18 protein-coding genes are annotated in these 23,749 nt (G+C 76.3%); 8 read left to right on the top strand and 10 right to left on the bottom strand.

Going from position 1 to position 23,749, the window contains the following annotated elements:
• Positions 1-357: 357 nt before the first annotated feature.
• Entirely contained in the window at positions 358-1,263 is a 906-nt protein-coding gene (locus DEF28_RS07560; protein WP_114396772.1) for a universal stress protein, read from the bottom strand.
• A gap of 260 nt (positions 1,264-1,523) precedes the next feature.
• Between DEF28_RS07560 and lysX the strand changes: the two genes are divergently transcribed.
• Both lysX and DEF28_RS07550 read left to right on the top strand, forming a co-directional pair.
• Positions 1,524-4,919 carry a bifunctional lysylphosphatidylglycerol synthetase/lysine--tRNA ligase LysX gene (gene lysX / locus DEF28_RS07555; protein WP_233515148.1) on the top strand — a complete coding sequence of 1,132 codons (3,396 nt, stop codon included), beginning with the start codon at positions 1,524-1,526 and terminating at the stop codon, positions 4,917-4,919.
• Complete coding sequence (locus tag DEF28_RS07550; RefSeq protein WP_114396774.1) at positions 4,916-5,599, top strand: DUF998 domain-containing protein; 684 nt, start codon at positions 4,916-4,918, stop codon at positions 5,597-5,599. Before lysX ends, DEF28_RS07550 begins: the two co-directional genes overlap by 4 nt.
• Positions 5,600-5,617: 18 nt before the next feature.
• Here the strand turns inward: DEF28_RS07550 and thrS are convergent, their stop codons facing one another.
• The 4 genes from thrS to DEF28_RS07530 form a co-directional block, all read right to left on the bottom strand.
• Positions 5,618-6,844: a threonine--tRNA ligase gene (gene thrS / locus DEF28_RS07545; protein ID WP_114396804.1), complete on the bottom strand. Its 1,227-nt coding sequence runs from the start codon at positions 6,842-6,844 to the stop codon at positions 5,618-5,620.
• A 188-nt stretch (positions 6,845-7,032) separates the two neighbouring features.
• Positions 7,033-8,022 carry a hypothetical protein gene (locus DEF28_RS07540; protein ID WP_114396775.1) on the bottom strand — a complete coding sequence of 330 codons (990 nt, stop codon included), beginning with the start codon at positions 8,020-8,022 and terminating at the stop codon, positions 7,033-7,035.
• Positions 8,019-8,843, bottom strand: coding sequence for a MerR family transcriptional regulator (locus tag DEF28_RS07535; protein ID WP_114396776.1), 825 nt, complete (start codon positions 8,841-8,843; stop codon positions 8,019-8,021). The genes DEF28_RS07540 and DEF28_RS07535 overlap by 4 nt, the downstream gene beginning before the upstream one ends.
• 60 nt (positions 8,844-8,903) lie before the next feature.
• Positions 8,904-11,000, bottom strand: a complete 2,097-nt coding sequence (locus DEF28_RS07530) for a HelD family protein (RefSeq protein ID WP_114396777.1) — start codon at positions 10,998-11,000, stop codon at positions 8,904-8,906.
• 301 nt (positions 11,001-11,301) lie between these two features.
• On the opposite strand from DEF28_RS07530, the gene DEF28_RS07525 reads away from it, so the two are divergent.
• Positions 11,302-12,021, top strand: a complete 720-nt coding sequence (locus DEF28_RS07525; RefSeq protein ID WP_114396778.1) for an MIP/aquaporin family protein — start codon at positions 11,302-11,304, stop codon at positions 12,019-12,021.
• 68 nt (positions 12,022-12,089) lie between these two features.
• On the opposite strand, the gene DEF28_RS07520 is transcribed toward DEF28_RS07525, so the two are convergent.
• On the bottom strand, positions 12,090-12,299 hold the full coding sequence (locus tag DEF28_RS07520; protein ID WP_147280072.1) for a hypothetical protein: 210 nt from the start codon (positions 12,297-12,299) through the stop codon (positions 12,090-12,092).
• A 373-nt stretch (positions 12,300-12,672) separates the two neighbouring features.
• Here DEF28_RS07520 and DEF28_RS07515 point away from each other — a divergent pair, with 373 nt between their 5' ends.
• Both DEF28_RS07515 and DEF28_RS07510 read left to right on the top strand, forming a co-directional pair.
• The gene (locus DEF28_RS07515; RefSeq protein WP_114396780.1) at positions 12,673-13,038 is read left to right on the top strand and encodes a hypothetical protein; all 366 of its coding nucleotides are present in this window, start codon (positions 12,673-12,675) and stop codon (positions 13,036-13,038) included.
• A complete protein-coding gene (locus tag DEF28_RS07510) occupies positions 13,028-13,474 on the top strand; it encodes a hypothetical protein (RefSeq protein ID WP_114396781.1) in 447 nt (148 codons plus the stop codon). The genes DEF28_RS07515 and DEF28_RS07510 overlap by 11 nt, the downstream gene beginning before the upstream one ends.
• Here the strand turns inward: DEF28_RS07510 and DEF28_RS07505 are convergent.
• Positions 13,381-14,127, bottom strand: coding sequence for a DUF998 domain-containing protein (locus tag DEF28_RS07505; RefSeq protein ID WP_158562776.1), 747 nt, complete (start codon positions 14,125-14,127; stop codon positions 13,381-13,383). The genes DEF28_RS07510 and DEF28_RS07505 overlap by 94 nt on opposite strands.
• A gap of 225 nt (positions 14,128-14,352) precedes the next feature.
• On the opposite strand from DEF28_RS07505, the gene DEF28_RS07500 reads away from it, so the two are divergent.
• Positions 14,353-15,219, top strand: a complete 867-nt coding sequence (locus DEF28_RS07500) for a sulfurtransferase (protein ID WP_114396783.1) — start codon at positions 14,353-14,355, stop codon at positions 15,217-15,219.
• A gap of 69 nt (positions 15,220-15,288) precedes the next feature.
• On the opposite strand, the gene DEF28_RS07495 is transcribed toward DEF28_RS07500, so the two are convergent.
• Positions 15,289-16,485, bottom strand: coding sequence for a DUF418 domain-containing protein (locus DEF28_RS07495; RefSeq protein WP_233515147.1), 1,197 nt, complete (start codon positions 16,483-16,485; stop codon positions 15,289-15,291).
• Positions 16,486-16,718: 233 nt separating this feature from the next.
• Here DEF28_RS07495 and DEF28_RS07490 point away from each other — a divergent pair, with 233 nt between their 5' ends.
• Positions 16,719-17,273, top strand: a complete 555-nt coding sequence (locus DEF28_RS07490; RefSeq protein ID WP_233515146.1) for a TetR/AcrR family transcriptional regulator — start codon at positions 16,719-16,721, stop codon at positions 17,271-17,273.
• Positions 17,274-17,891: 618 nt separating this feature from the next.
• Positions 17,892-19,727, top strand: coding sequence for a S1C family serine protease (locus DEF28_RS07485; protein ID WP_114396786.1), 1,836 nt, complete (start codon positions 17,892-17,894; stop codon positions 19,725-19,727).
• 1,318 nt (positions 19,728-21,045) lie between these two features.
• Here the strand turns inward: DEF28_RS07485 and DEF28_RS07480 are convergent.
• Both DEF28_RS07480 and DEF28_RS07475 read right to left on the bottom strand, forming a co-directional pair.
• Positions 21,046-21,987, bottom strand: a complete 942-nt coding sequence (locus tag DEF28_RS07480; protein ID WP_114396787.1) for a DMT family transporter — start codon at positions 21,985-21,987, stop codon at positions 21,046-21,048.
• A 1,056-nt stretch (positions 21,988-23,043) separates the two neighbouring features.
• Entirely contained in the window at positions 23,044-23,490 is a 447-nt protein-coding gene (locus tag DEF28_RS07475; protein WP_114396788.1) for a MarR family winged helix-turn-helix transcriptional regulator, read from the bottom strand.
• Positions 23,491-23,749 lie beyond the last annotated feature (259 nt).

Here is a 23,749-nt window from a genome sequence, read left to right as displayed (position 1 = left end):
CCGGTACACCCGCGGGCGGCCACTCAGAGCGCCCGGCCGGGGACGTCGCGCGCGAGCGGGGACCTGGCGGCACGGGGGGTCGGTCGGCCGGCGGCTCCGGGTGGCGGCCCGCACGGGCGTCGCCGGTCGAGCCGGGGCCGGGCCTGAGTGGTGACCGCTGGGTGACCGGAGAGCGCGAACGGCTCCCCGCCCGGCCCGGGTCCGCGCGGGGGCGGAGGGGCAGCCGCGCCGGGGGCCTCGGCCGGGCGGGCTCCGCGCTGGTCCGGACCACCGGAGGACCGCTCCCGCACGCCCGGCTCGGCCGCAGGTCGGCCGCCGCGGGCGTCCGGTCCCCTCATCCGGCTCGGCGCCCGGTCCTCAGTGCACGACCGCGACCGGCCCGTGCGCGCCGTGCAGGACCGACTGGCTGACCGAGCCCAGCAGCAGCCCGCGGAACCCGCCGCGCCCGCGCGACCCCACCACGATGAGATCGGCCGGCGTGCTCTCCTCCAGGAGCACCACGACCGGGTGGCCGCGGACCGCGCGCGCCTGGACGCTGACGTCCGGATAGGCGGACCGCAGCTCCGCGAGCGCCTCGTCCAGGGTGGTGCGGGCGGCCGCCGCCACCGACTCGTCGTCGAAGACCTCGGCCGGCACCGGCCCCATGGACGAGGCGAACGCGGTGATGGGCTGCCAGGCGCTGACCGCCACGAGCTCGGCGGAGCGGATGCGCGCCTGCTCGAACGCGAACCGCGCCGCCCGCTGCCCGGTCTCCGAACCGTCCACCCCGACGACGATCCGCCCCCGGACGCCCTGGGCGGTCTCGTGCTTCTTCGGCAGCACCACGACCGGGATCGACGCGTGGGCCGAGACCTCGACGCCGACCGATCCCACGAACGCCGACGCGAAGCTGCCCAGGCCCCGCGACCCCAGGACCACGGCCGCCGCGTCGGGCTCGGCCGCCTCCTGGAGCAGCGCCTCGGCCGGCCGTTGCTCGACCAGGCGCGCCTCGACCACCAGCTCCGGGTAGATCCGGGTGATCCACTCGCGCGCGTAGTCCAGCAGCGCCCGCGCGTCGGCCGCCTGCGGCGCCTCCTCCGTACGGCCGCGGACGACGAACTCGCTGAACGGCCCCTCCTTCTCGTGCGGCGGGACCGCGGTGACGATCCGGAGCCCCAGGCCGCGCAGCCGCGCCTCGTTGGCGGACCATTCGAGCGCGTACCGGCTGGAGTCGGAGCCGTCCACGCCCGCGATGATCCAGCGGGTCGGCGACGTGCTGTTCATCGATGTGCCTCGCTCTCGCTCGCCCACCGGTCCCGGCCGGGCGCGGCGGGCCGGGTGCGGCCGCTCCGCCAGCCGGCCGGGGGACCGGATCCGATCCGGACGATCCTGGTGGTACCCGGCACACCACGTGTCAGGCACGCGCGTCCTGTCCGATTCGTCACGGCCCGCCGCCCGCGGCCGCCCCGCCCGCCGCGAGGCCCGGGAGGCACCGCCTGAGCTGGGTACATACCGGATGGCCGGCAGCGACGACGAGGAGACAGGTGAACGCCACGGCACGCGCCACCGCACCGGGGCGGCGGACACCGCGCCCGACCGGGGACGAGCGGCCCCGGACCGCGCTCTGGCCACGCGTCAGCCACCGCGTCCCGGCGGTGCTCGCGTGGGCGCTGGCCGTGATCGCCCTGGTCTCGGCGCTGCGCGCGGTCTTCTACCCGCTCCGGGTGCTGACCCAGCCGATCGCCCGCCTGCTGGAGATCGTCTTCGTCCCCGCCCCCGCGAACCTGGCCTACGCCGTCTTCCTGTCGCTGCTGGCCGGGGCGCTCGCCGCCCGCAAACGTCCCGCCTACACCGTCGCGCTCGGCTACCTCCTTCTCGTGACGGCGATCGACACCGTCGCGCTGGTCGGCATCGTGGTGGCCCCCCTCCACCCCGCCGAGGAGCACCTGCGGGACTGGGCGCTGTGGTGGACGGTGCCCAACACGGTGGTCACCGTCCTGCTGCTGGTGCTGCTCGTCGCCGCCCGCCGCGAGTTCCGGGCGGCGGTGCAGCCCTTCTCGTTCGGGCGGGCGCTGCTCGTCCTCGTCTGCGGGCTGGCCGCCGGGATCCTGCTCGGCTGGGGGCTGGTGTCCCTGGCCCCGGGAACCCTCGCCCCCGGGTGGGACCGGCTGCTGTGGTCGGCCGAGAAGGTCCTCGGCGGGGCGTTCCGGCTCACGGTGGGGCGGGCCGGGGAGGCACCGGGAGGCGTGAACCTCGCTCTGGGGCTGTTCGGAGCCTTGGCGCTGTTCGCCGCGGTGATCGCGCTGTTCCGGTCGCAGCGCGCCCGTGCGGAGATCACACCGGCCGAGGAGGCCGAGCTCCGCGCCCTGCTCGACCGGCAGGGCGAGCGCGACTCCCTCGGCTACTTCGCGACCCGCCGCGACAAGTCCGCGTGCTTCTCCCCCAGCCGCAAGGCGGCGGTCACCTACCGCGTGGTGGCCGGGGTGAGCCTGGCCAGCGGCGACCCGATCGGGGACCCGGAGGCGTGGGGCGGCGCGGTGCGGGCCTGGCTGGACGAGGGCGCGGCGCACGCCTGGCGTCCCGCCGTCATGGGCGCCTCGGAGGAGGGCGCCCGCGCCTACGCGCGCGCCGGGCTGCGCGTGCTGCAGCTCGGCGACGAGGCCGTCCTGCACGTGCCCGCCTTCTCCCTGGAGGGGCGCTCCATGCGGGTGGTCCGCCAGGCGGTGCACCGGGTGGCGCGCGCGGGCTACACCGTGCGGGTCCGGCGGCACGCCGGGATCGACCCGGCGGAGATGGCCGGCATCGTCGAGCACGCGGCGGCCTGGCGGGACACCGAGACCGAGCGCGGCTTCTCGATGGCGCTCGGGCGGCTCGGCGACCCCGCCGACGGCGCCTGCGTGCTGGCGGAGGCGCGGGACGCGCGGGGGCGGCTGGCGGCGGTGCTGTCGTTCGTGCCGTGGGGGCGGCACGGCCTGTCCCTCGACGTGATGCGGCGGGACCGCGCCTGCGACAACGGGCTCATGGAGTTCATGGTCGTCGAGCTGGTGCGGGCCGCGCCCGGGCTCGGGGTCGACCGCGTGTCGCTGAACTTCGCCGTGTTCCGCTCCGCGTTCGAGGAGGGCGCCAGGATCGGCGCCGGACCGGTGCTGCGCGCGTGGCGTGGGCTGCTGCTGTTCCTGTCGCGCTGGTGGCAGCTGGAGGCGCTGTACCGGTCGAACGTCAAGTACCGCCCGGAGTGGATCCCGCGTTTCCTGTGCTTCGGCGACGCCCGGGACCTGGCGCGGGTGGCGCTGGCGTCGGGCATCGCCGAGGGGTTCGTGACCGCGCCGCGGCTGCTGCGGGGGGCGGCGGCGGACCGCCGTCCCCTCCCCTCGCCGGCGCCGCCGGCCGTGGTCCCCGGCCCGTCGGCGGCCGAGCGGGCCGGCGGCCCCGCGCGGCCCCCCGGCGCACGGGCGGCCTCCGAGCAGACCCGGGTGCGGCTGGCCAAGCTGGACGCCGTCCGCGCGGACGGCCGGGACCCCTATCCGCCCGGCTTCCCGAAGACCGACGGCTGCGCCGGCGCGCGGGCGCGCGCCGCCGGCCTGCCGCCCGGCACCGTCACCGCCGAACCGGTCGCCGTGGCCGGCCGGGTGGTGCTGGTCCGCGACCACGGGGGGATCTGCTTCGCGACGCTGCGCGACTGGAGCGGCGACCTCCAGGTGATGCTGACCGAGACCGGGGCCGGAGCAGCGGCGCTGCGCCGCTGGCGGGCCGAGGTGGACCTCGGCGACCACGTGGGGGTGTGCGGCACCCTGGCGGCCAGCCGGGCCGGCGAGCCGTCGGTGGCGGCCACCGGTTGGCGGCTCACCGCCAAGTGCCTGCGCCCGCTGCCGGACAAGCGGCACGGCCTGACCGATCCGGAGGCCCGGGTCCGGCGGCGCTACCTCGACCTGGTGGTGAACCCGGAGGCGCGCGAGGCGCTGCGGGTGCGCGGCGCGGTCACGCTCAGCCTGCGGCGCACGCTGGTCGGGCGCGGGTTCGTCGAGGTCGAGACCCCGATCCTGCAACCGGTGCACGGCGGTGCGCACGCGCGCCCCTTTCGCACGCACATCAACGCCTACGACATGGACCTGTACCTGCGCATCGCGCCGGAGCTGTTCCTCAAGCGGCTGTGCGTGGGCGGGGTCGAGAGGGTGTTCGAGCTCGGCCGCGCGTTCCGCAACGAGGGGGCCTCCGCGCGGCACAACCCCGAGTTCACGATGCTGGAGGCCTACCAGGCCTACGCCGACTACCACGACATGCGCGCCCTCGCCCAGGAACTCGTCCGCCGGGCGGCGACGGCGGCGCACGGCGCGCCGGTGCTCCGCCGGCGCCTGGCCGACGGCACCGTGCGCGACGTCGGCATCGGCGGCGACTGGCCGGTGGTCGCCGTGAACGACGCGGTCTCGGCGGCGGTGGGCCGCGAGGTCACCGCCGACACCCCGGAGGAGGAGCTGCGCGCGCTCGCCGGGCGCGCGGGTGTCCCGGTCCGCTCCGGGGGCGGCCGCGGCGCGGTGCTGGTGGACCTCTACGAGCGGCTCGTGGAGGAGCGCACCACACTGCCGACCTTCTACACCGACTTCCCGTCCGACGTCTGCCCGCTGACCCGCCCGCACCGCGACGACCCCCGGATCGCCGAGAAGTGGGACCTGGTCGCCTTCGGCATGGAGATCGGCACCGCCTACTCGGAACTGGTCGACCCGGTGGAGCAGCGCCGCCGGCTGGCGGCCCAGTCGCTGGCCGCGGCCGCCGGCGACCCCGAGGCGATGGAGTTGGACGAGGACTTCCTGCGGGCGCTGGAGTACGCCATGCCGCCCACGGGCGGGCTCGGCCTCGGCGTCGACCGGTTGGTGATGCTGGTGACCGGGCGGTCCATCCGCGACACCCTGCCGTTCCCGCTGGTCCGCCCGGGGGCGCGGTGAACCCGTCGTTCACGGCCGCGCTCCGGTGGGCCGGCCGGATCGCCGCGCTGCTCGCGGCGCCGGTCTACAGCCTGTGGACGCTGGAGTTCGTGCTGCCCACCGGCCTCGACCCGGCGTCGAGCTTCGTGAGCGAGCTGGCCGCACGGGACCGCCCCTACGCCGGGTTCTTCGGCGTCGGCGACCTGGTGGCCGGCGCGCTGGCAGCCGCCGCGGGCGCGGCCTGCCTGGCGGCCGGCGCGCCGGGGCGCCTGCCCCGCCTCGCCGGCCTGGCGCTGCTGGCCTTCGGCGTCGCGACGGTGGTGGACGCCGCCGCGCCGATGGACTGCGCGGTCTCGGTGAGCGCCCGATGCGCGGTACTGGACCGCGCACACGAGTTCACCGCGGCGCACACCTACAGCAGCGCCGCCGCCGGCGCCGCGGCGCTGGTCGGCACCGCGGCGACGGCACTCGCCGCTGGCCGGGCCGGCCGGCCGTCCGCGGTGCTGTGGGCGGTGCTGGCCGTCGAGGCGGCGGCGCTCGCGGCGTTCCTGCTGTTCCTCGTCGCGGGCGCCGGCGAACCGGTCCCGGGCCTCGGCGCGGCGCAGCGCGTGCAGGTGTCCGCGGTCGCGGTGTGGCTGCTCGCGGCGGGCGGGCTTCCGACCCTGTGGCACGCCCCCGCACCCGGGCGGACCGCCGGCTGAGCCCGGCGGGCCGCCCGGCTACGCCGCCCGCTCCTCCCACAGGTCGGTGGTGCGGGCGGCGACGAGCGCGCCGACGCGGGCGAGGACGTCGCCGACGGGCAGCGGGGCGAGGCGCCGCCCGTCGCGTAGGCGCAGGGCCACGCTGCCGTCGGCGGCCTCCCGGGCGCCGACGACGGCCTGGTAGGGGACGAGGCGGGCCCGGCGGACGCGGGCCCCCAGGCTGCCGCGCTCCGGCTCGGCGACCTCGGCGCGCAGCCCGAGGTCGAGGCAGCGCCGGACGAGCTCGGCGGCGCACGCCGACTCGGCCTCGGAGACCGGGAGGACGACCAGCTGGGTGGGGGCGAGCCAGGCGGGGAAGGCGCCGCCGTGCTGTTCGAGGAGGTGCGCGACGGCCCGCTCGACGCTGCCGATGACGCTGCGGTGCACCATGACCGGCCGGTGCTTGGCGCCGTCCGCGCCGACGTAGCGCAGATCGAACCGCTCGGGCTGGTGGAAGTCCACCTGGACGGTGGACAGGGTCGACTCCCGGCCGGCCCCGTCGGTGATCTGGACGTCGATCTTCGGGCCGTAGAACGCGGCCTCCCCCTCGGCCGCCTCGTAGGGCAGTCCGGAGCGGTCGAGCGCCTCGGCGAGCAGCGCGGTGGAGCGCCGCCACATCTCGGGGGCGGCGACGTACTTGCCGCCCGGTCCCGGCAGCGAGAGCCGGTGGCGGGTCGCGCTGATGCCGAGCGCCCGGTAGGCCCGGCGGATCATCTCCAGGGCGCCGAGCACCTCGTCGGCGACCTGGTCCAGGGTGCAGAAGATGTGCGCGTCGTTGAGCTGGATGGCCCGGACCCGGGTCAGCCCGCCGAGCACCCCCGAGAGCTCCGCGCGGTACATGCCGCCCAGCTCAGCCATGCGCAGCGGCAGCTCGCGGTGGCTGTGCGGGCGGGACCGGTAGATGAGCGCGTGGTGCGGGCACAGGCTGGGCCGCAGCACGACCTGCTCGCCGCCCAGGTCCATCGCGGGGAACATGTCGTCGCGGTAGTGCGACCAGTGCCCGGAGAGCTCGTACAGCTCCCGTTTGCCGAGCACCGGGGAGGACACGTGGCGGTAGCCCGCCCGCCGCTCGGCATCGCGGACGTACTCCTCCAGGGCGTGCCGCACGATGGCGCCGTCGGGCAGCCAGTACGGCAGTCCCGCGCCGATCAGCGGGTCGGTGTCGAACAGCTCGAGCTCGCGGCCGAGCCGGCGGTGGTCGTGCACGGCGGTCTCCACTCGGTCATCGGGCGAGTGGCCGCACGGCGAAGCCCCGGGGCACTCGCCCCGGGGCTTCGAAGGACAGCTGTCAGCGCGCCGGGACACTCTCCGGCGTCGTCGTCATGGCGGCACGCTGCATACCGGGAACGCTACCAGAGGGGGTGCGGCCGTCGGGGTCCGGCGGTCGGGCGGGGTCAGGGGTGCCCCGCGGCCGCCGCGGCCGCGGCCAGCTCCCCGCGCAGCCGCTCGTAGGTGGGGGCCAGCCGGCGCAGCCCCGCCGCCAGCTCCCGGTCGTCGCCGACGGCGGCGGGGTACTGCAGGCCGCCCACGATCCGGGCCTGCTTGTCAGCGACAGCCGCGGCGCGGGGCAGGTCCAGTCCGGCCAGGCACCGCGCCGCGTCGGCGAGCCTGCGCGCCCCGACCCGGACCGCGAACGCCGCCAGGTGGGCGCGGACGACCGGGTCGAGTCCGCGCCGTACCCGGGCGGCCAGCTCCTCGACGGCGTCGGCCCCGCCGAGCGTTCCCGGGGCGGTGGAGGGCTCCGCGCGGCCGGCCAGCCACCGGGCCGCCAGGGGGAGCGAGCGCCGCAGCGCCTCGGCCCCGGTGACGCGGTGCTCGCGGACGAAGCCGCTGCGCAGCACGAACGGCCGGTCGGTGTAGTAGACCGCCTCGGCCCGCCACGCCGCCGTGAACGTCGCCGTGGGCAGGGTGGCGTAGGGGTGGCCGTGCGGATCGTGCAGCAGCACGGTGCCGTCCTCGACTCCGAGGACGACGAGGTAGTGGTCGCCCCCCTCCTCGGCCTCGGCGCCGGGCCGGTAGCGCAGCAGCCCCAGGTCCACGGGTCCGGCGAGGACGGGGCCCCGGGCGCAGGCCGCCCGCAGGCGGGCCACGGCCTCCTCCGGGGTCCCGCCGGCGTCGGGCCGGCAGCGCCAGCCGAGCAGGGCGATCGCGGTGTCCAGGCCGATCTCGGGGTCCCAGCCGTGCGGGTCGAAGTACGGGAGGGAGTCGGGGGCCACCTGGACGCCGAACGGCGAGCCGGTCAGCGTCTCGACGACCCCGGGCGGCGGGGCCTCGGCGCCGAGCACCATCGCCAGGGAGTCGGCGTAGCAGTAGGGGCCGGAGCCGACGTAGCGCGCCGCGGGGAGCCCCTCGTCGCGGTCCGGCGGCGGAGCGGAGGCGGTCATCCGGCCGCCTCGGCAACGGGCTCCTGGAGCTCGGTGACCCATTGGGCGGGGTCCTCCGGGGCGGCGATCGTGACCTCGCGGGCGTACCCCGTGGAGCGGTAGCCGTTGGCGTCGATCCACCTGGCCAGGGCCTGGGCCGTGGGGAGGACGTCGGCCATCGTTCCGCGGTGCACGACGGCGGCGACGCGCTCCACCGCGGGCAGCTCGACGACCTCCGCGCCCGGCACATGGCCGACGTGCGCCGCGACCGGCATCCCCGCGTGCACGGTGACCGCCCCGCCGGGGGCGTCCGCGTAGCGCGCGAGGGCCGGACCGGCCGGCGGCACGCCGGCTGCCTCCAGCCGGCGGCACAGCTCCTCGAACAGCGGGCCGACGACCGGCCCGATGTCCTGCGGCTCGTAGCTCGCGGCGCTCCCGGTCAGCTCCGCGAGCCGGACGGGCGGGACGGTCTTGACGACGATGTCGTCGGCGGACATCGCTCCCTCGCTTTCGAGTGTCCGGAGCCGCGCCTCGACCCGGGCGAGCCGCGCCGACGTGTCGGCGACGGCGGTCTCCAGCTCGGCCCGCCGCAGCCGAAGCATCCCGCGCAGCTCCTCCGCGCTCACGCGGTCGCCGAGGATCGACCGCACCTGCCGCAGCGTGAATCCGAGGTCCTTCAGCGCGATGACGCGGTTCAGGCGGGCGAGCTGGCCGGCCTCGTAGTAGCGGTAGCCGGTGGCGGGGTCCACGCGGGCGGGGCGCAGCAGCCCGATGGCGTCGTAGTGCCGCAGCATGCGGACCGACACCCGCCCGTGCTTGGCGAAGTCTCCGATGGTGAACATGGCACCTCCGAGTACAGGGCCTCACACGGCGGGAGGGTCAAGCGCCCGCCCGCGCGGCCGTCATCCGGCGCGCAGGGGTTCGGGGAGGGGCTGGGTGTGCACCACGTGCAGCGTGGACACCGCGCGGGTGAGGACGACGTAGAGGCGGTGCAGGCCGCGCTCCTCGGCCGCGGCGATGCGGGCGGGTTCGACCGCGACCACGGCGTCGAACTCCAGGCCCTTGGCCAGGGACGCCGGCACGCAGACCAGGCGGGCGCCCTCCAGGGCGTCGGGGTCCTCGCCCAGGAGCGAGGGGGCCAGCCCGGCCCGGGTGAGTTCGCCGTGCAGGCCGGGCAGGTCGCTGTCGGCGGCGATCAGGCCGACCGAGCCCTGGCCGCGCAGCGCCCGCGCGCAGGCGTCGGTCACCGCGTCGAGGTGGCGGTGCGGTTCGGTCGCGGTGACGCGCAGCGCGCCGGCGGTCCGGCGCACGGCGGTGGGGGCGCCCAGTCCCGGCGCGATCACCGGCAGCAGGCGGGCGGCGAAGTCGATGATCTGGGCGGGCACCCGGAAGCCCCGGTCCAGGACCGCGAGGCGGGCCTCGGGCCGGCCGAGGTGGGCGAGCAGGGCCGTCCAGTCGGCGGGCGCGGCGGAGACGGTGGTCTGGGCGATGTCGCCGAGCACGGTCAGCGAGCCGGTGCCCGCGCGGCGGGCGATGGCGCGGGCCTGCATGGGGGTGAGGTCCTGGGCCTCGTCCAGCACGATGTGGCCGAAGCCGGCGGGGCGCTCGATCAGGCCGGCGGCCTCGTCGATGAGGGCGAGGTCGGCGGTGGACCAGCGCGCGGACTTGGGGCCGCGGGGCCGGCCGGGCAGCAGGATCGCGGCCTGCTCGTCGGGGGTGAGCAAGCCCTCGGCGGCGCGGGCGAGGCGTTCGGGGTCGGTGAGCAGGCCGAACACCAGGCGCACCGGATCGGCCTTGGGCCAGGCGGCGTTGACGGCCGCGCGTACGGCGCGGTCGCGGCGGACCTGGTTGTGGGTGCGGTCGTCACAGGTTTCGCCGGCCGCTTCCATGCGGGACAGGACAGCGTGGGCGATGCGGTGGGCGAGCAGGTCGCGCCCCGAGCCGTAGGCGACGCCCCGGGTCCGCAGCTCGGTGAGCAGGTGGCCGAGTTCGTCGGGGTACAGCCGCCAGCGGCGGGATCCGCGCTGCACGACGAGGGGCTCGGCGGGCGGTGCGGGCAGCGACCACAGGTCGCGGCGGAGCACCTCGGCCATGCGGGCGTCGCCCTTGACGCGGGCGGCGGCGGGGGTGTCGGTGGCGCGCACCTCGGCGTGGCCGAGGAGGTCCTCGACGGTGGTCTGGGTGACGTCGACCTCGCCGAGAGCGGGCAGGACGTTGCGGATGTAGGCGAGGAAGGAGCGGTTGGGACCGATGATGGCCACACCCGACCGGGACAGCCGCTTGCGCTGGTGGTAGAGGAGGTAGGCGATGCGGTGCAGGCCGACGGCGGTCTTGCCGGTGCCGGGGGCGCCCTGGACGCACAGGGTGTGCTCCAGGGGGGCGCGGACGAGGTCGTCCTGCTCGGGCTGGATGGTGGCGACGATGTCGCGCATGGGGCCGGAGCGGGGGCGTTCGATCTCGGCCGCCAGCAGTGCGCCGCCCTCGGCGGGCCCCTCCCCCGCCGAGGTCAGGGACTCGTCCTCGTAGGCGGTGAGTTCGGCGCGGGCGTCGAAGCCGTAGCGGCGGCGGGAGCGCACGCCCATGGGGTCGTCGGGGGTGGCGCGGTAGAACGCGACCGAGATCGGGGCCCGCCAGTCCAGCACCAGCGGCGTGCCGGCGGCGTCGTGGACGTGCCGGCGCCCGATGTGCACGCGGTCGCCGTCCGGGCCGGCGGGCGGACCCGCCGCGGGATCGGAGTCGAAGACGGTGCCGGGCTCGAAGTCGAGGCGGCCGAAGAACAGTGGAACGTCGGGGAGGTCGACCAGCTCCTCGGCCCGCCGGGCGCGGGCACGCCGGAGCACCTCGTTGGTGTACTTGTCGCCGACGATGTCGCCGAGCGCGGTCTCGGTACCGAGGACGTTGGCGCGCATGTCGCGCAGCGCGGCACGGGCGGCGGCCAGGTGCGCCCGCTCGGCGCGGATCTCGACGTCGGGTTCGGGGGCGGCGGAGGGTTCGGCCATGGAACGGCAGCCTTGTCTTTCGGCGGGATCGGACAGCCGGCGGCGGGTGCGTGGGTCCCGCCCCGGGCTCCCCCGGTTCGTGCCGATCCTCAGCGCGCGAAGTGGAGTCGCCGCCAGAACGATTCGAGGATGCTAGCGCGAGCGCGCCGCACGGGGCAATTCGGCCGCGGCGGCGGGCCCGCGGGACCGGACATCCGGCGGATTTCTGAAACACGTTTCAGCGAATCGTCATAGTCCGGGTTCCGGAGGGGTATGCGAACGGTATTTCGGTCCTGTTACGCCATGCCGATCGGAGGCCCTCATGACACCGGCATCGATCTTCGTCGGGGAGTTGTTCGGGACGGCGATACTCGTCCTGTTCGGCGGCGGGGTGTGCGCCGCGGTCACCCTGAACCGCTCCAAGGCGAAGAACGCCGGCTGGGTGGCCATCGCGTTCGGCTGGGGGTTCGGCGTCATGGCCGGCGCCTACCTGGCGCTGCCGCTGTCGGGCGGGCACCTCAACCCGGCGGTCACGCTCGGGCTGGCGCTGGAGAGCGGGGACTGGCCGCTGGTCCCGGTCTACTTCGCCGGGCAGTTCCTCGGCGCCATGCTCGGCGCGACGCTGGTCTGGCTCGCCTACCTCGGCCAGTTCCGCGCCTCCGAGGGGCCGTTCCTCGGCGTGTTCTCCACCGCGCCCGAGGTCCGCAACCCCGTGCAGAACCTGCTCACCGAGATCATCGGCACCTTCGCGCTGGTGTTCGTGATCGTGGCGACGGGCCAGAACACCGGGCTGGCGGTGTCGGGCACCGGGGTGCTCATCGTCGCCCTGCTCGTGGTGGGCATCGGGCTCTCGCTGGGCGGGCCGACCGGGTACGCCATCAACCCGGCGCGCGACCTCGGCCCCCGCATCATGCACCAGCTGCTGCCCATCGCCGGGAAGGGCGGCTCCGACTGGGGCTACGCCTGGATCCCGGTCGTCGGTCCGGTGATCGGCGGCCTGGTGGGAGGCGGTCTGGGGATGGCGGTCTACTCGCTGGTGTGACCGTCGAAGCCCGCCCCGTCGTCCGAACGCGACGGGGCGGGCTCACGGCCGGGAACCGGGTGCGGTCGCTAGTCGTTGTCCGCGGTGCACTGCGAGAGCAGGTTCAGGATCAGGCCGACGTTGATCACCGCGGGGCCGTTCTCCTGGTTCTGGAGACACTGCGCGACGATCTCCAGCTCCTTCTCGTGGTGCCTGTCGTGCCCGGTCGCGAGCGCGGGGCCCGCCCCGAAGCCGAACATGGCAGCGCTGACCACACCAACGGTCGCGATCTTCTTCATGGCGCGCATAGGACAGCCTTTCTCGTCAACGGTTATCGATGCGTGTGGCCATCAAAGCGTGCTGAGCGATCACCCGATGACCCTCCGTAACTCTGCCGGAACGGCCGGCGGCCGCGGGTGAGCGAACCGCGGAGTTGCCGTGTCTTTACCCGCGGCAGACCAGCGATCTTCCTCGGCGCCCGGGGTCCGGACCGGGTATCGGCGGCGGCCGAAGGGACCCGGACGGCACCACGGCCCGGCGCCGGGGGCGCGGCCGCGCGGGAGCCCCGCGTTCGACCGGCCGGATTTTCGATGGCCCGCACCGCGTACTACATTGCGTAGTAATGACTGCCGAGCGGACCTTGGAGGTACCGCACGATGCCCGGAGGCACGCGTGGTTGACGGACTGACCACGACCATCGAGATCGCGTCGCTGGCCCTCGCCGTGTGGTGCCTGGTCTCCACCGTGCGCGACCAGCCGATGGTGGTGCCGCACCTCGTCGCCATCGCGGTGCTGGAGCTGCTGCTGATCGGGCAAGCGGTGGTGTCGACGGTGCTGATGGTCGGCGGGGAGCGGCCCGCCGAGACGATCACCTTCGTCGGCTACCTCGCCACCGTGGTGCTCATCCCGCCGGCGTGCGCCGTGTGGGGGTTCATGGAGCGCAGCCGGTGGGGCCCGGCGGTGATCGCGTTCGCCTGTCTCATCCTGCCGGTGATGATGGTCCGGCTCGAACAGATCTGGGATCCGAGTGTCCTCTGAGTCCGCGCCCCCGTCCGCCTCCGCACCGGCCAGCCGCAGCGGTCCCGGCCGGGTGCTGGTCGCGGTGTACGCGGTGTTCGCCCTCGCGGCCACCGCGCGCGCCGCCGTGCAGATCCTCACCAGGTTCGACGAGGCCCCGCTCGCCTACCTGCTCTCGGCGCTGGCCGGCCTCGTCTACCTCGTCGCCGCCGTGGGGATCGCGCGCACCGGCCGCACCTCGCACCGGGTGGCCATGGTGTCGTGCGCCGTGGAGCTGGCCGGGGTGCTGGTGGTCGGCTCCCTCAGCGTGTTCGACCCGGCCGCGTTCCCCGACGACACGGTGTGGTCGCGCTACGGCAGCGGCTACCTCTTCATCCCGCTGGTGCTGCCCGTACTCGGCCTGCTCTGGCTGCGGCGCGTCGGCCGGCTGGACCGCGCGGCGCAGCGGACGGCCTGACCCGGGGGTCCGGCGCGCCCCCGGCGGGTCCGCGAGGCCGCGCTGCGGAGCAGGACCGCGATGATGCCCACCTCGGTGACCAGCATGGCCCGCTGCGCCATGCCGATCCCGGCGCGGTGGCAGTACAGCGTGATCACCAGCATCACCCCGAGCATGGCCAGGCTGGCCAGGGCGAGCCGGCGCAGCGCCGCGGCCGGGGCCGCCGGGTTCACCGCGGAGAGCCGGGACGCCAGGTGCAGCGACGCCACCGGCAGGCAGCAGAAGCTGCCCAGCGTCGCCCAGCGGTGGATCTCGCCGCCGACCGACAGGCCCGGGTGCCCGGTCGGGTCCGTGGGGACGAAGGCCGCGACCAGCAGTCCCGCGCACCAGACGCCGGCCAGGGTCCAGGTGAGGCCGCCCAGTGGCCCGTAGCGCATCCGCAGGGCCGCGAAGACCGCCGCCGATGCGACGCTCAGCGCCGCGATGGCCGGCCCGACCAGCACCCCGTACCGGGAGAAGGCGAAGGAGCTCACCACCTGGTTCACGGGGTCCATGTCCCCGTCCGTGTGCACCACGAGGATCGCCGCCACCGCCAGGACGAGGGCGGACGAGGCGAACCTGCCGAGTACGGCCGGCTGGACGCGCTCCGGCCCGGTCGGCGTGCCCTCGCTCATGGCATCGACCGTCGCTTCCCAGACGCCGGGCGGCGTCGGTAGGGACCCTAGGAAGCGCGCACCGGCCGTCCGGCCCGGCGCCCGGAAATGTCGGGTACAGAGCTGGTATGGAATGCGCAAACGCGCCATCCGCCGCCGCGCGGCCGGCCCCAGGCCGGTCGCCCCGATCGGTCGCCTCGGTCAGCCGCCCCGGTCGGTCGGGGATCCGCGTTGTATCCTGCGGCCATGCCGCAGCCGGATGAGCCGTCCCGCCTCCCCGTCGTCGTCAGCGCCGACTGGCTGGCCGACCATCTCGACGAGGTGCTGGTCGCCGACGTGCGCTGGTACCTGGACGGACGGTCCGGCCGCGACGCCTACCTCGGCGGGCACCTGCCGGGCGCGGTGTTCGTGGACGTCGACACCGATCTCGCCGCCCCCGCTAGCCCAGAGGGCGGCCGCCACCCGCTGCCGACCCCGGAGGCGTTCGCCGTGGCCGCCGGCGCGCTCGGGATCGGGGACGGCACGCCCGTGGTCGCCTACGACGACGCCGGAGGGTCGGTCGCGGCCCGCCTGGTGTGGATGCTGCGCGTGCTCGGCTCGCCGGCCGCGCTGCTCGACGGCGGTATCCAGGCCTGGCCGGGTGACCTGCCGAGCGGCCCGGTGGCACCCTCGCCCCGGCCGCGGACCCCGGTCGCGTGGCCGGCCGACCGGGTGGTCGACACCGCGGCCGTCCTCGCCGCGACCGGCGACGACGGCCAGCTGCTGCTCGACGCCCGCACGCACGGCCGGTTCACCGGCGCCCAGCCCGCGCCGGTCGACGCGCGTCCCGGCCACATCCCGAGCGCGCGCAGCGCGTTCTGGCAGGACAACCTGGGGCCGGACGGCCGGTTCGCGCCGCCGGAGCGGCTGCGCGAGCGCTTCGCCGGGCTCGGAGCGGCGGGGGCCGCCACGGTCACCGCGTACTGCGGCTCCGGGGTCACCGCCTGCCACGACCTGCTCGCCCTGGAGCTGGCGGGGTTCGCCGGCGCCCGGCTGTACCCCGGTTCGTGGAGCGCCTGGGGCCAGGACCCCGGCCTTCCGGCCGAGACCGGGGAGGGCACCGCGGCCGGCTGATCGGCGCGCCGGTCGAGCGGTGGCCGACCGCCGACCACCGCTGACCAGCACCGATCCGGCGGCAGCGGCCTAGCGGGCCGCGGCGGCCGGCCGACCGTAGGCGAGCCGCCGCAGCAGGGCCTCGGCCGGACCGCGCCGGCCGGCCCGGCGCAGCACCTCCGCCACCGCGATCCCGGTCAGCCAGACGGCGACCGCGACCGCGACGGACAGCGCGACGCCGACGTGCTCGCCCACCCCCAGGTAGTAGGGCGTGAAGAGCACCATCCAGGCCACGGACTGCAGCAGGTAGCAGGTCATGGAGCGCTCCCCGCAGGCGGCCAGGGCGGTGACGACCGGGCCACGCCGGTCGGCGAACCGCGCGGCCAGCAGGCCGATCAGCGCGGCGTAGCCGAATCCGCCCAGGTACCCCGAGACGCTGTGCAGGGTGTTCACCGCTATGAGCGCGGTGGTGGACGGGTCCTCCCACACCAGCGCGTTGACAGCCGCGAGCGGCAGACCGCCGAGCACGGCGGCGGAGATGCCGACGGCGGTCGCGCGGCGCAGCAGGGTGACGTGGCGCTCGGGGTGGTCCAGCAGCCGGTGCCGGCCGGCCCACATGCCGACGAGGAACGGGGCGGCGGCCGCGACCGCGAACATCAGGCTGGTGATCGGCCAGGTCGCGATCCGCAGTCCCGCGTCGGTCAGGGGGTCGGTCGTTCCCGCGCCCGACGCGGCGGACCCCGTCGCCATCATGAGGGAGGTGTAGGCGATGTTGTACAGCACCGGCAGCACAGCGGCGCAGGCGGCGGCGGTCCACAGCAGCGCCCGGTCCGAGAGGCGCAGCAGCCCCACGAGCAGCAGCGCGAGCAGGCCGTAGGGGCCGAGGATGTCGCCGCCGAACAGCAGCAGCGCGTGGCAGGCGCCGAATGCGAGCAGCCACCAGGCGCGCCTGCGCAGCAGCCGGCGGGCCGCCGGCCAGCCGCGGCCGCGGGCCTCCTGCCGGGCGAGGATCCGCGCGAGCCCGTAGCCGAACAGCGCGGCGAACATCGGGTAGCCGCGGCCGTCGGCCAGCAGGGTGAGCACGGCGGCGGCGGTGCGGTCGAGGACGGTGCCCTCCGACGGATAACCCGTGCTGAGGGGCGGGGCGACGGCCACGAACATGTGCGCGTGGACGAGCGCGATGACCAGCAGCATCAGGCCGCGGGCCAGGTCGGGGGCGAGAGAGCGGCGGGGCGCTCGCGCGGCGTCGGGGGCGGCCGGCCCCGCTGCGGTGAACGAAGTGGACACGGGGTCTCGCCTTCTGTCCGGAATGGGGGTGAACATGACGGGACATGCCGGCAGGAGTGGGCTCGAACGCATCACCGGCAAAGGGCGCACTACGCTGCCGTTAGATACGCGAGCGTATCCCAATGACCCGATATAAGCAACGCTTCCGTATCTAAGAAGGGGATCAGATCCATATGGACGACGAGGCGGCGGAAACGCGCCCCGCGGGCAGACGGCGCCGGGGGGCGGCCCTGGTGGCCGCCATCCATGACGCGGCCATCGCGGAGGTACTGGAGGTGGGCCTCGGACGCATGACGATGGAGGGCATCGCCCGCCGCGCGGGGGCCGCCAAAACCTCGCTGTACCGGCGCTGGACCTCGCCGCACGACCTACTGCTGGACGCGCTGCGCGACGCCTTCCCGCAGGAGGTGCCCTCCCCCGCGAGCGACGACCTGCGCGGGGACCTCATCGAGGCGCTGCGGCAGATGGTCGGCTGGATGGGCAGCCCGCAGGCGCGCGCGGTGGCCGCCATCATGACCGAGCGCGACCGGCATCCGGGGTTGGCGGAAGCGCTGTTCGAGCGCGTCTTCGAGCCGCGCGGCGGGCGCTTCACCCGTACGGTCCTGCGGCACTACGCCGCCTGCGGCGCCATCGACGGGGCGCTGGTGACCCCCGTGGTGGCGGACATCGGCGAGGCGCTGGTGATCAAGTACTTCACCGACACCGGCGTTCCACCGGACGACGACACGATCACCGCCATCGTCGACCAGGCGGTCCTGCCGGCCGTCGGCGCTCCCCTCGGCCGCTGACCGGCGGGGTGAGTCCGGCCGGGCCGCCGGAGGCCGCGCGCCGACCCCCGGCTCCGGCGCGCGGGCCGGGGGGCTACCCTGACTGGACACCGCGTGGCCTGCGGACTTGGGTTAGTGGGCGGCCACGCGGTGGGTTCGTGTGAGAGGCGTGGGGCGGCACGGCTCAATGGTGCGGCACGTCGCGGCCGGAACGCGGGCGACGCGCCGGATGGGGGTCAGGGCGGCTCGCGGGAGCTCCGCGTCGGTGGAGAGGGGGCCGCGGCCGTGGCGGCGGTCGGACGGACGTCCCCCGTACGTGGGCGGTCCGGCCGGTTCCGGCCGGACGCCTCTCCCGGCCGCGCGACCGGCGGGGAAGGTGGTCGAGGAGGTCGCGTCGTCCTCGTCAGACGGGCGCGGGGGCCCGGACGCCGGTAGGGCGTGTCATCGTCGCGGACCGGCCGACAAGCGTCTCCTTCCACTCGAAACCCGGCCTATCCGCCGTCTCACCGCACTCTAACCTTCCGCGCCGAGTCTTGTTGGCGAACCACGAGATATCGGCGGCGACCTTCTCCGCCGAGGGCGGGACTCCCGGACCGGAGCCGCCGCCCACCGGAACCCGAGCCCCGTCCGGAGGAGCACATGAGCGCATCCGACCCCACCAGCGGCGCTTCCAGCGAGGGCCTGGGCGGCGACCGCGCCGGCGACCGGCGGAGCGGTCCGGCCGGTGCCGACCCCGCGCCGGCCGGACCGCCGTCCCCCTCCGGCGCCGACGCCGACCGCACCGGTGCCTTCGCCTCCGACCACGGCGCGGCCGAGGACGGCCCCCGGCCGGAGCCCGGACCGGGAGCCGCCGACGAGACGGCCGTGCTCCCCCCGGTCCTCGGCGGCCAGGCAGCCGCGGCGGCGCAGCAGCCGCCGGCCGCCGGGCAGCCGCACCGGTCCTCGGTCGCGAACCGCCCGCCGCGCTGGCGGCGGCTGTTCGGCCGCCCCCGCGCCGAGCGGCCGCGGGCCGAGTGGGACGCGGCCCCGGCGGCGGCCGCTTGGAGCGGTCCGGCCGCCGCCCCGTACCGGGAACCCGGGCCGTACGGCCGTCACCCGGACGACCCCGCCGGCCACCCGGCCGCGGCCGGGAGCCACCCCGCCGGCGCGCCGGGGGAGGCGGCGGCGTTCGCCGCGGCGCCTTCGGCGGAGCAGCCGACGGACCCGTACGGGTTCGGCGGTCACCCCGCCGGCGGGCACGCCGGCGGCGGCTACGGCGGGCCGCCCTTCCACCCCCACGGCGCGTTCGCCGCGGGCCCGCCGCGACCGGGCCGCGGGCGTCCGGGCCAGAAGCGGATGCTGGTGGTCGCCGGTGCGACCGCGCTCGTCACCAGCCTGGTCGTCGGGCCGACCGCGGCGGTCGTCACGACGCGGGTGCTGTCCCACAACGAGGGGTCCGCGGCCAGCTCACTGACCGCGCAGCCGTCCGGCTCCGTCTCCAGCGGCTCGGTGAGCACGGTGGCCGCCAAGACGCTGCCCAGCGTGGTGTCCATCAGCACGAGCACCGGGAGCGGCGGCAGCGGCGTCGTCATCAGCGCCGACGGCCAGATCCTCACCAACAACCACGTGGTCGCCGGCGCGGCCGACGACGGCCTCAAGGTCCAGTTCAACGACGGCAGCGAGGCCGCCGCCCGCGTGCTCGGCGCCGACCCGGTGTCGGACCTGGCGGTGATCAAGGTCGACGGACGGGACGACCTCACCCCGGCCGCGTTCGGCGACTCCGACAAGGTCGAGGTGGGCGCGGACGTGGTCGCGATCGGCTCACCGCTCGGGCTCTCCGGGACGGTGACGTCCGGCGTGGTCAGCGCGGTGGACCGCCCCGTCAACACCGGGACCACCCAGGAGGAGCAGCCGCAGCAGCAGCTGCCGTTCGGGTTCCCCGGCCAGGGGGACGGCTCCTCGGGACCGACGTCGACGCAGACCTCCACGGTCATCAACGCCATCCAGACCGACGCCCCCATCAACCCGGGCAACTCGGGCGGTCCGCTGATGAACATGTCCGGCGAGGTCATCGGCATCAACACGGCCATCGCGACCACGGGTGCCGGCGCTGGCGAGTCGGGGTCGATCGGCCTCGGCTTCGCCATCCCGATCAACCAGGCCCGCCCGATCGCCGAGCAGCTGATCGAGGACGGCCGGGCCGATTACGCGGCGATCGACGCGACCATCACCTCGGCCGGCGGCGGCGACGGCGAGCCGGGCGCGGGGATCGTCCGGGTCTCCTCCGGCGGCGCGGCGGACGACGCCGGGCTCCAGCCGGGCGACGTCGTCACCAAGATCGACGACCGGCGGGTGTCCGACGCCGACGTCCTCATCGCCGCGGTACGCTCCCACCAACCGGGCGACACGGTCACCGTCACCTACCAGCGGGACGGCCGGACCCACGAGACCGACGTGACCCTCTCCACCCAGTCCGCCGACAGCATCGGCGGATGACCGACCCGCACCCGGTCCCCATCTGGGGGGACTGGGGGCCGGGTGCGTCCCATCCACAACTCCAGACGAGGACCGCTCCGGGGACCGCCGAGACGGCGGCGCCCCGCCCGGAACCGCCCCGGGTGGCGCCCGTGCGAACCTTCCCACTGCACGGTCGCCACCCGGGGTGCTGTGCGCCGGCGGCCGGCCGCACCGGTCCGAGAGCGGCTCCGGTTCGCGGCCGCCTCTCGTGCCGTCCGACGACGCCGGCGGTGGGTCCCGGCCGCGGGGAGGGCCCTGCCCTTCGCCTCAGCCGCCCGGAACCGCTCGCGCGAGGTGCCGCCAGGAGGCGGCCCGCGCGCCGGAGGGACCGCGCGGCGCCGCCCCTTCCACCGCCGGGGCCGTCCGGTCACCGGGCGGCGGGTGGCGCGGAGCCGGGGAAGGGCCGGGCCAGGAGCGCGGACCGTGCGCGGCGCGCCGGGAGCCGGCAGGTGTACCGCACGGCCGCGGTGAGCCCCACGGGCCCGCTGCTTCCAGGGGCGGGGAGCCGGCGACGATCGCGTCCACCGCGCCGGCCGCCTGCAGCAGGACGGCGCGGGCCGTCGTGTTCCACGCCGCGAGCGCCCCGGGCGAACGGGTCCGCCGGAATGTGGACGAGCGGGCCCGCCGCCCCGGCCGAGAGCACGGGTATCAGCGGCGGCGGCACGGAGAACGGCTGACCGGTGACAGCTGGCCGGTGAAGGCCTGGCATCGCGGCCGCGCCGCATCGGTGGTCGCGCCCTCGCCCGGCCGCGCTGCGCCCCGGTAGCCGAGAGCGAGACGAGGGTTCCGCCGGCGTCCCCGGGAGGAACGCGGCCACCCGGCGGTACGGGCGATGGTCAGGCCCATCGAGGTTTCCGATCCCGCCCTGGGGGCCGCGTCCGGCCCTGCCGGGGTCCGCGTGCCCCGGTCCGGCCCGCGTGCGCGCCCCGCCTGGTCGATCGCGGACGGGGGCCGCGCGGTCGCGTGATCGGCGCCGCGTCGCCGCGCCCGGGGCATGGCACCGGACCGTGGCGGCGTGGCCGGAGGGGGATCGGCTCGTTCGGCCGTGCCCACGCGGTACCAGAGGGTTCCCGGGAAGGTCGTCTGCCGGCTGGTGGTCGATGCCGCCGGCTCTCCGCGGTGCCCCCGGTCGGCCGCCGGCCGCTCTCCCCCCGGCGCCCCTGCGCGACGCCGGACACGGTGCGGACAGCGTGCCGGCCGCGCGCCCGCAGGCCTGCCGCGGGCGCCGGTGCCGCCTCCCCGGTGTGCTCGCGGGGCGGGCCGCCGCGGGGTCCGGACATCCCGCCGGCGGTCCGGTTCAGGACCGTGCGGGTTCCTGGTCGCGTGGGTCGGGGTCGGCGGGAGCGGGATCGGGAGTGCCGTGCGGTCGCTCGTCGGGCGCCGGTGCCGTCGCGGGCAGTGCGCCGTGCGGCCGGGAGTGGCGGGCCAGCACGGCCGTGCCGACGGCGATGAGCAGGCCGGCCAGCGCCGCGACGGTGGCCGCACCCGGATGGCTCGGCAGCGGTTCGCCGAGGCAGAGCACGCCGATGACCACCGAGGCAAGCGGGTCGCAGATCAGCAGCGTGGCGTAGGCCAGCGTGAAGTGCTCGGTCCGGTAGGCGTTCTGGATGATGAGCGCGCCGAGCAGCCCCACCACGACGGCCACCAGGGTGAGCGGGCGCAGCACGCCGGCCGGATGGTCCAGGGCCCCCACGCCGATCACGCGGGCCAGTGCCGACAGCACCGCGTACCCCACGCCGCCCGCGACCGCGAGGGCCAGCGCCCGCGCGGCGCCGCTGGTGTACCTGGAGAGCCACACGCAGGCCAGCATGACGGCCAGCGCGATGAGCGGTAGTCCGACCGGCTCCCCGCCGTCCAACCGGGGATCCTCCGCCGGCATGGGCAGCACGCACAGCAGGGCGACGAGCCCGACGGTGATCGCCGCCGCCCCCCAGATCTGCGCGGCCCGCGGTCTGCGGCGGTGGACGAGCGCCGAGATCAGCACCGCGAACAGCAGGCCGCTGACGTTGACCGGCTGCACGATCATGAGCGGGGCGTGTGCGAGGGCCAGCATGTGCCCGGCGAGGCCGCAGCCGCTGAGCACGGTCCCGGCCAGCCACACCGGGTCGCGGGACAGCCGGACGAGCATGCCGACCTGACCGGCCCCGGGCGACACGTGCACGGCCGCGCGCTGCTGGAGCGCGGCCCCCGCGGCGAAGGCCAGCGCCCCCGCGACGGCCACCGCGATGGCCCACGTCATGTACCAGCCCCTTCCCCGGCCCGAGTGCGTTCCGGTCCCGTGGACGCCGCCGTTCTGTCGCGCCCCTGGTCATGGGGCCCTGCTTTCCCCCTGCCCAGGTGCACCCGCGCGGTCCGGGTCAACGACGCGCTGCCGTGGTGGGACACGTAGAACCGGCGCACTCCGGACGGTGAAGCGGGGCAAACCGAGATTACTGGTAACGGAGGCCACCCGGTGCCACCCGGGAAGTCCCGGTGACCTGCCCGCTTGCCGCCCGCGCCGGTCCGGTCGCCGACGGTCACGCACGCCCGGCCGCCGTGTTCCGGACATCCGCCTTGCCGGGAGGCCCGGCGTCCGATTCGAGACCCGCGTGAGCGCCGACCATGCGGCGGCGGCCGGCCAGGCGCGGTCGGCGCGCACGGGCCCCAGTACGGGCGAACGGCCGTCCCGGCAGAGACCGGCGCGCTCCGCGCCCGCCCGCGGCTGTCCGCTGCGCCAGCGCGCCGAGGAGCGGCCAGGGGGCCGGGCCGCGCTGATCAGAGCACCGCGGCCGCGGTCAGCACCCCGGACAGCGCTCCTGGCGGCCAGCGAGGCCGGCACCACCGGCACGAGGTGGGCGTGTCGGTGGTGCCTGCGCCAGCGGACCACGCGCCCTGCCAGCCCGGCCGCCGCCTGCCCCGGAACGGCTCGCCCGGTGCCCGCTCATGGGCGGCGGGCGGCCGTACACTCACGGCCGCCTGTTCGCGGCAGGAAGGGGCAGGTGGGTGGTTCCGGCCGCCGTCCCGGCCAAGCGGTCCCCCTGATGAGGGGGGCGAAACCCGCGCCACCGGTACGCCGCGGGCGGCGCGCGGCGGAGCCCGCGGACCGCGCGCGTGCGCCGGGCGGGGTGCGGCGCCGCGACGGCGGCCGCGGTCCTCGTGGCGCGGCCCGGTACGGCGGCACCCGCGCCGCGGGCGCTCGGCCGGTCCGGGTCTCCCCGTGGGCCCCCGCGCCGTCGCGGCGGCGGGGCCCCGGCATCCGGTGCCTGCGGCGCCTACCGCCGCCCGGTGGCGGCCGCGCTCCCCGGCGCGGCCCGGGTCAGAGGTCGTCGATCACCGCGCCCATGTCGTGCAGCAGCGCGACGAGCACCGGCCGCTGTTCGGGGGCGATCCGGTCGAAGAGCTGCCGCTGGCGCTCGGCCATCCGCGCGCGCCACTCGGCGAGGAGCTCCTCGCCGTGCGGGGTGACACTGACCAGGATGGTGCGCTCGTCCTCGGCGCAGCGGCGGCGGGCCACCACCCCCTTGCGCTCCAGTTGCTGGAGCATGCGGGTGGCCGACGGCGAGGCGATGTGCAGGGCGTGGGCCACGGCGCCGACGGTGGGGCGCTCCAGGCCGGAGATGGCGTGCATGACGAGGGCCTGGCCCATGGTGAGGCCGTGCTCACCGTTGTGGGCGCCCCGCGCCTTGGCGCGGACCACCGCGCCGACGAGGTCGCTCCAGGCGGCCGCGAACTCGGCGAACGCCGCCTCGCCGTCCCGATCCATACCGCAGTCCCACCCCGCGCGTTCCGGACAATCTTCGATTAAGTAGCATGTACATCTAATAGCTACCGCACATAAATTTGAGGTAAACCACCGGCCCCGTGCCAGGACGCCCGGCCCGGGCACCGCGCCCGACGCGCCTAGGGTCGGCTCTGGCGGACCGCGCCACGCGGAACGCGGCCGGTGGGCGGGCCGAGAAGGGAGTGATGGGTGGGTCCCCTGTCGACCGTGCTCGGGGAGGCGGCGCCGACTCCGGCCGCCG

Source organism: Marinitenerispora sediminis, assembly GCF_003336425.1.
Lineage (GTDB): Bacteria > Actinomycetota > Actinomycetes > Streptosporangiales > Streptosporangiaceae > Marinitenerispora > Marinitenerispora sediminis.
This window is presented reverse-complemented; position numbering and strand designations above follow the sequence as displayed.

What these genes read in the sequence shown, in the direction of transcription:
- DEF28_RS07485 (WP_114396786.1), top strand. Translation starts at nt 17,892, where the DNA reads ATGAGCGCATCCGACCCCACCAGCGGCGCTTCCAGCGAGGGCCTGGGC.
- DEF28_RS07475 (WP_114396788.1), bottom strand. Translation starts at nt 23,490, where the DNA reads ATGGATCGGGACGGCGAGGCGGCGTTCGCCGAGTTCGCGGCCGCCTGG.
- DEF28_RS07525 (WP_114396778.1), top strand. Translation starts at nt 11,302, where the DNA reads ATGACACCGGCATCGATCTTCGTCGGGGAGTTGTTCGGGACGGCGATA.
- DEF28_RS07530 (WP_114396777.1), bottom strand. Translation starts at nt 11,000, where the DNA reads ATGGCCGAACCCTCCGCCGCCCCCGAACCCGACGTCGAGATCCGCGCC.
- DEF28_RS07500 (WP_114396783.1), top strand. Translation starts at nt 14,353, where the DNA reads ATGCCGCAGCCGGATGAGCCGTCCCGCCTCCCCGTCGTCGTCAGCGCC.
- DEF28_RS07520 (WP_147280072.1), bottom strand. Translation starts at nt 12,299, where the DNA reads ATGAAGAAGATCGCGACCGTTGGTGTGGTCAGCGCTGCCATGTTCGGC.
- DEF28_RS07535 (WP_114396776.1), bottom strand. Translation starts at nt 8,843, where the DNA reads ATGTTCACCATCGGAGACTTCGCCAAGCACGGGCGGGTGTCGGTCCGC.
- DEF28_RS07540 (WP_114396775.1), bottom strand. Translation starts at nt 8,022, where the DNA reads ATGACCGCCTCCGCTCCGCCGCCGGACCGCGACGAGGGGCTCCCCGCG.
- DEF28_RS07480 (WP_114396787.1), bottom strand. Translation starts at nt 21,987, where the DNA reads ATGACGTGGGCCATCGCGGTGGCCGTCGCGGGGGCGCTGGCCTTCGCC.
- DEF28_RS07560 (WP_114396772.1), bottom strand. Translation starts at nt 1,263, where the DNA reads ATGAACAGCACGTCGCCGACCCGCTGGATCATCGCGGGCGTGGACGGC.
- DEF28_RS07505 (WP_158562776.1), bottom strand. Translation starts at nt 14,127, where the DNA reads ATGAGCGAGGGCACGCCGACCGGGCCGGAGCGCGTCCAGCCGGCCGTA.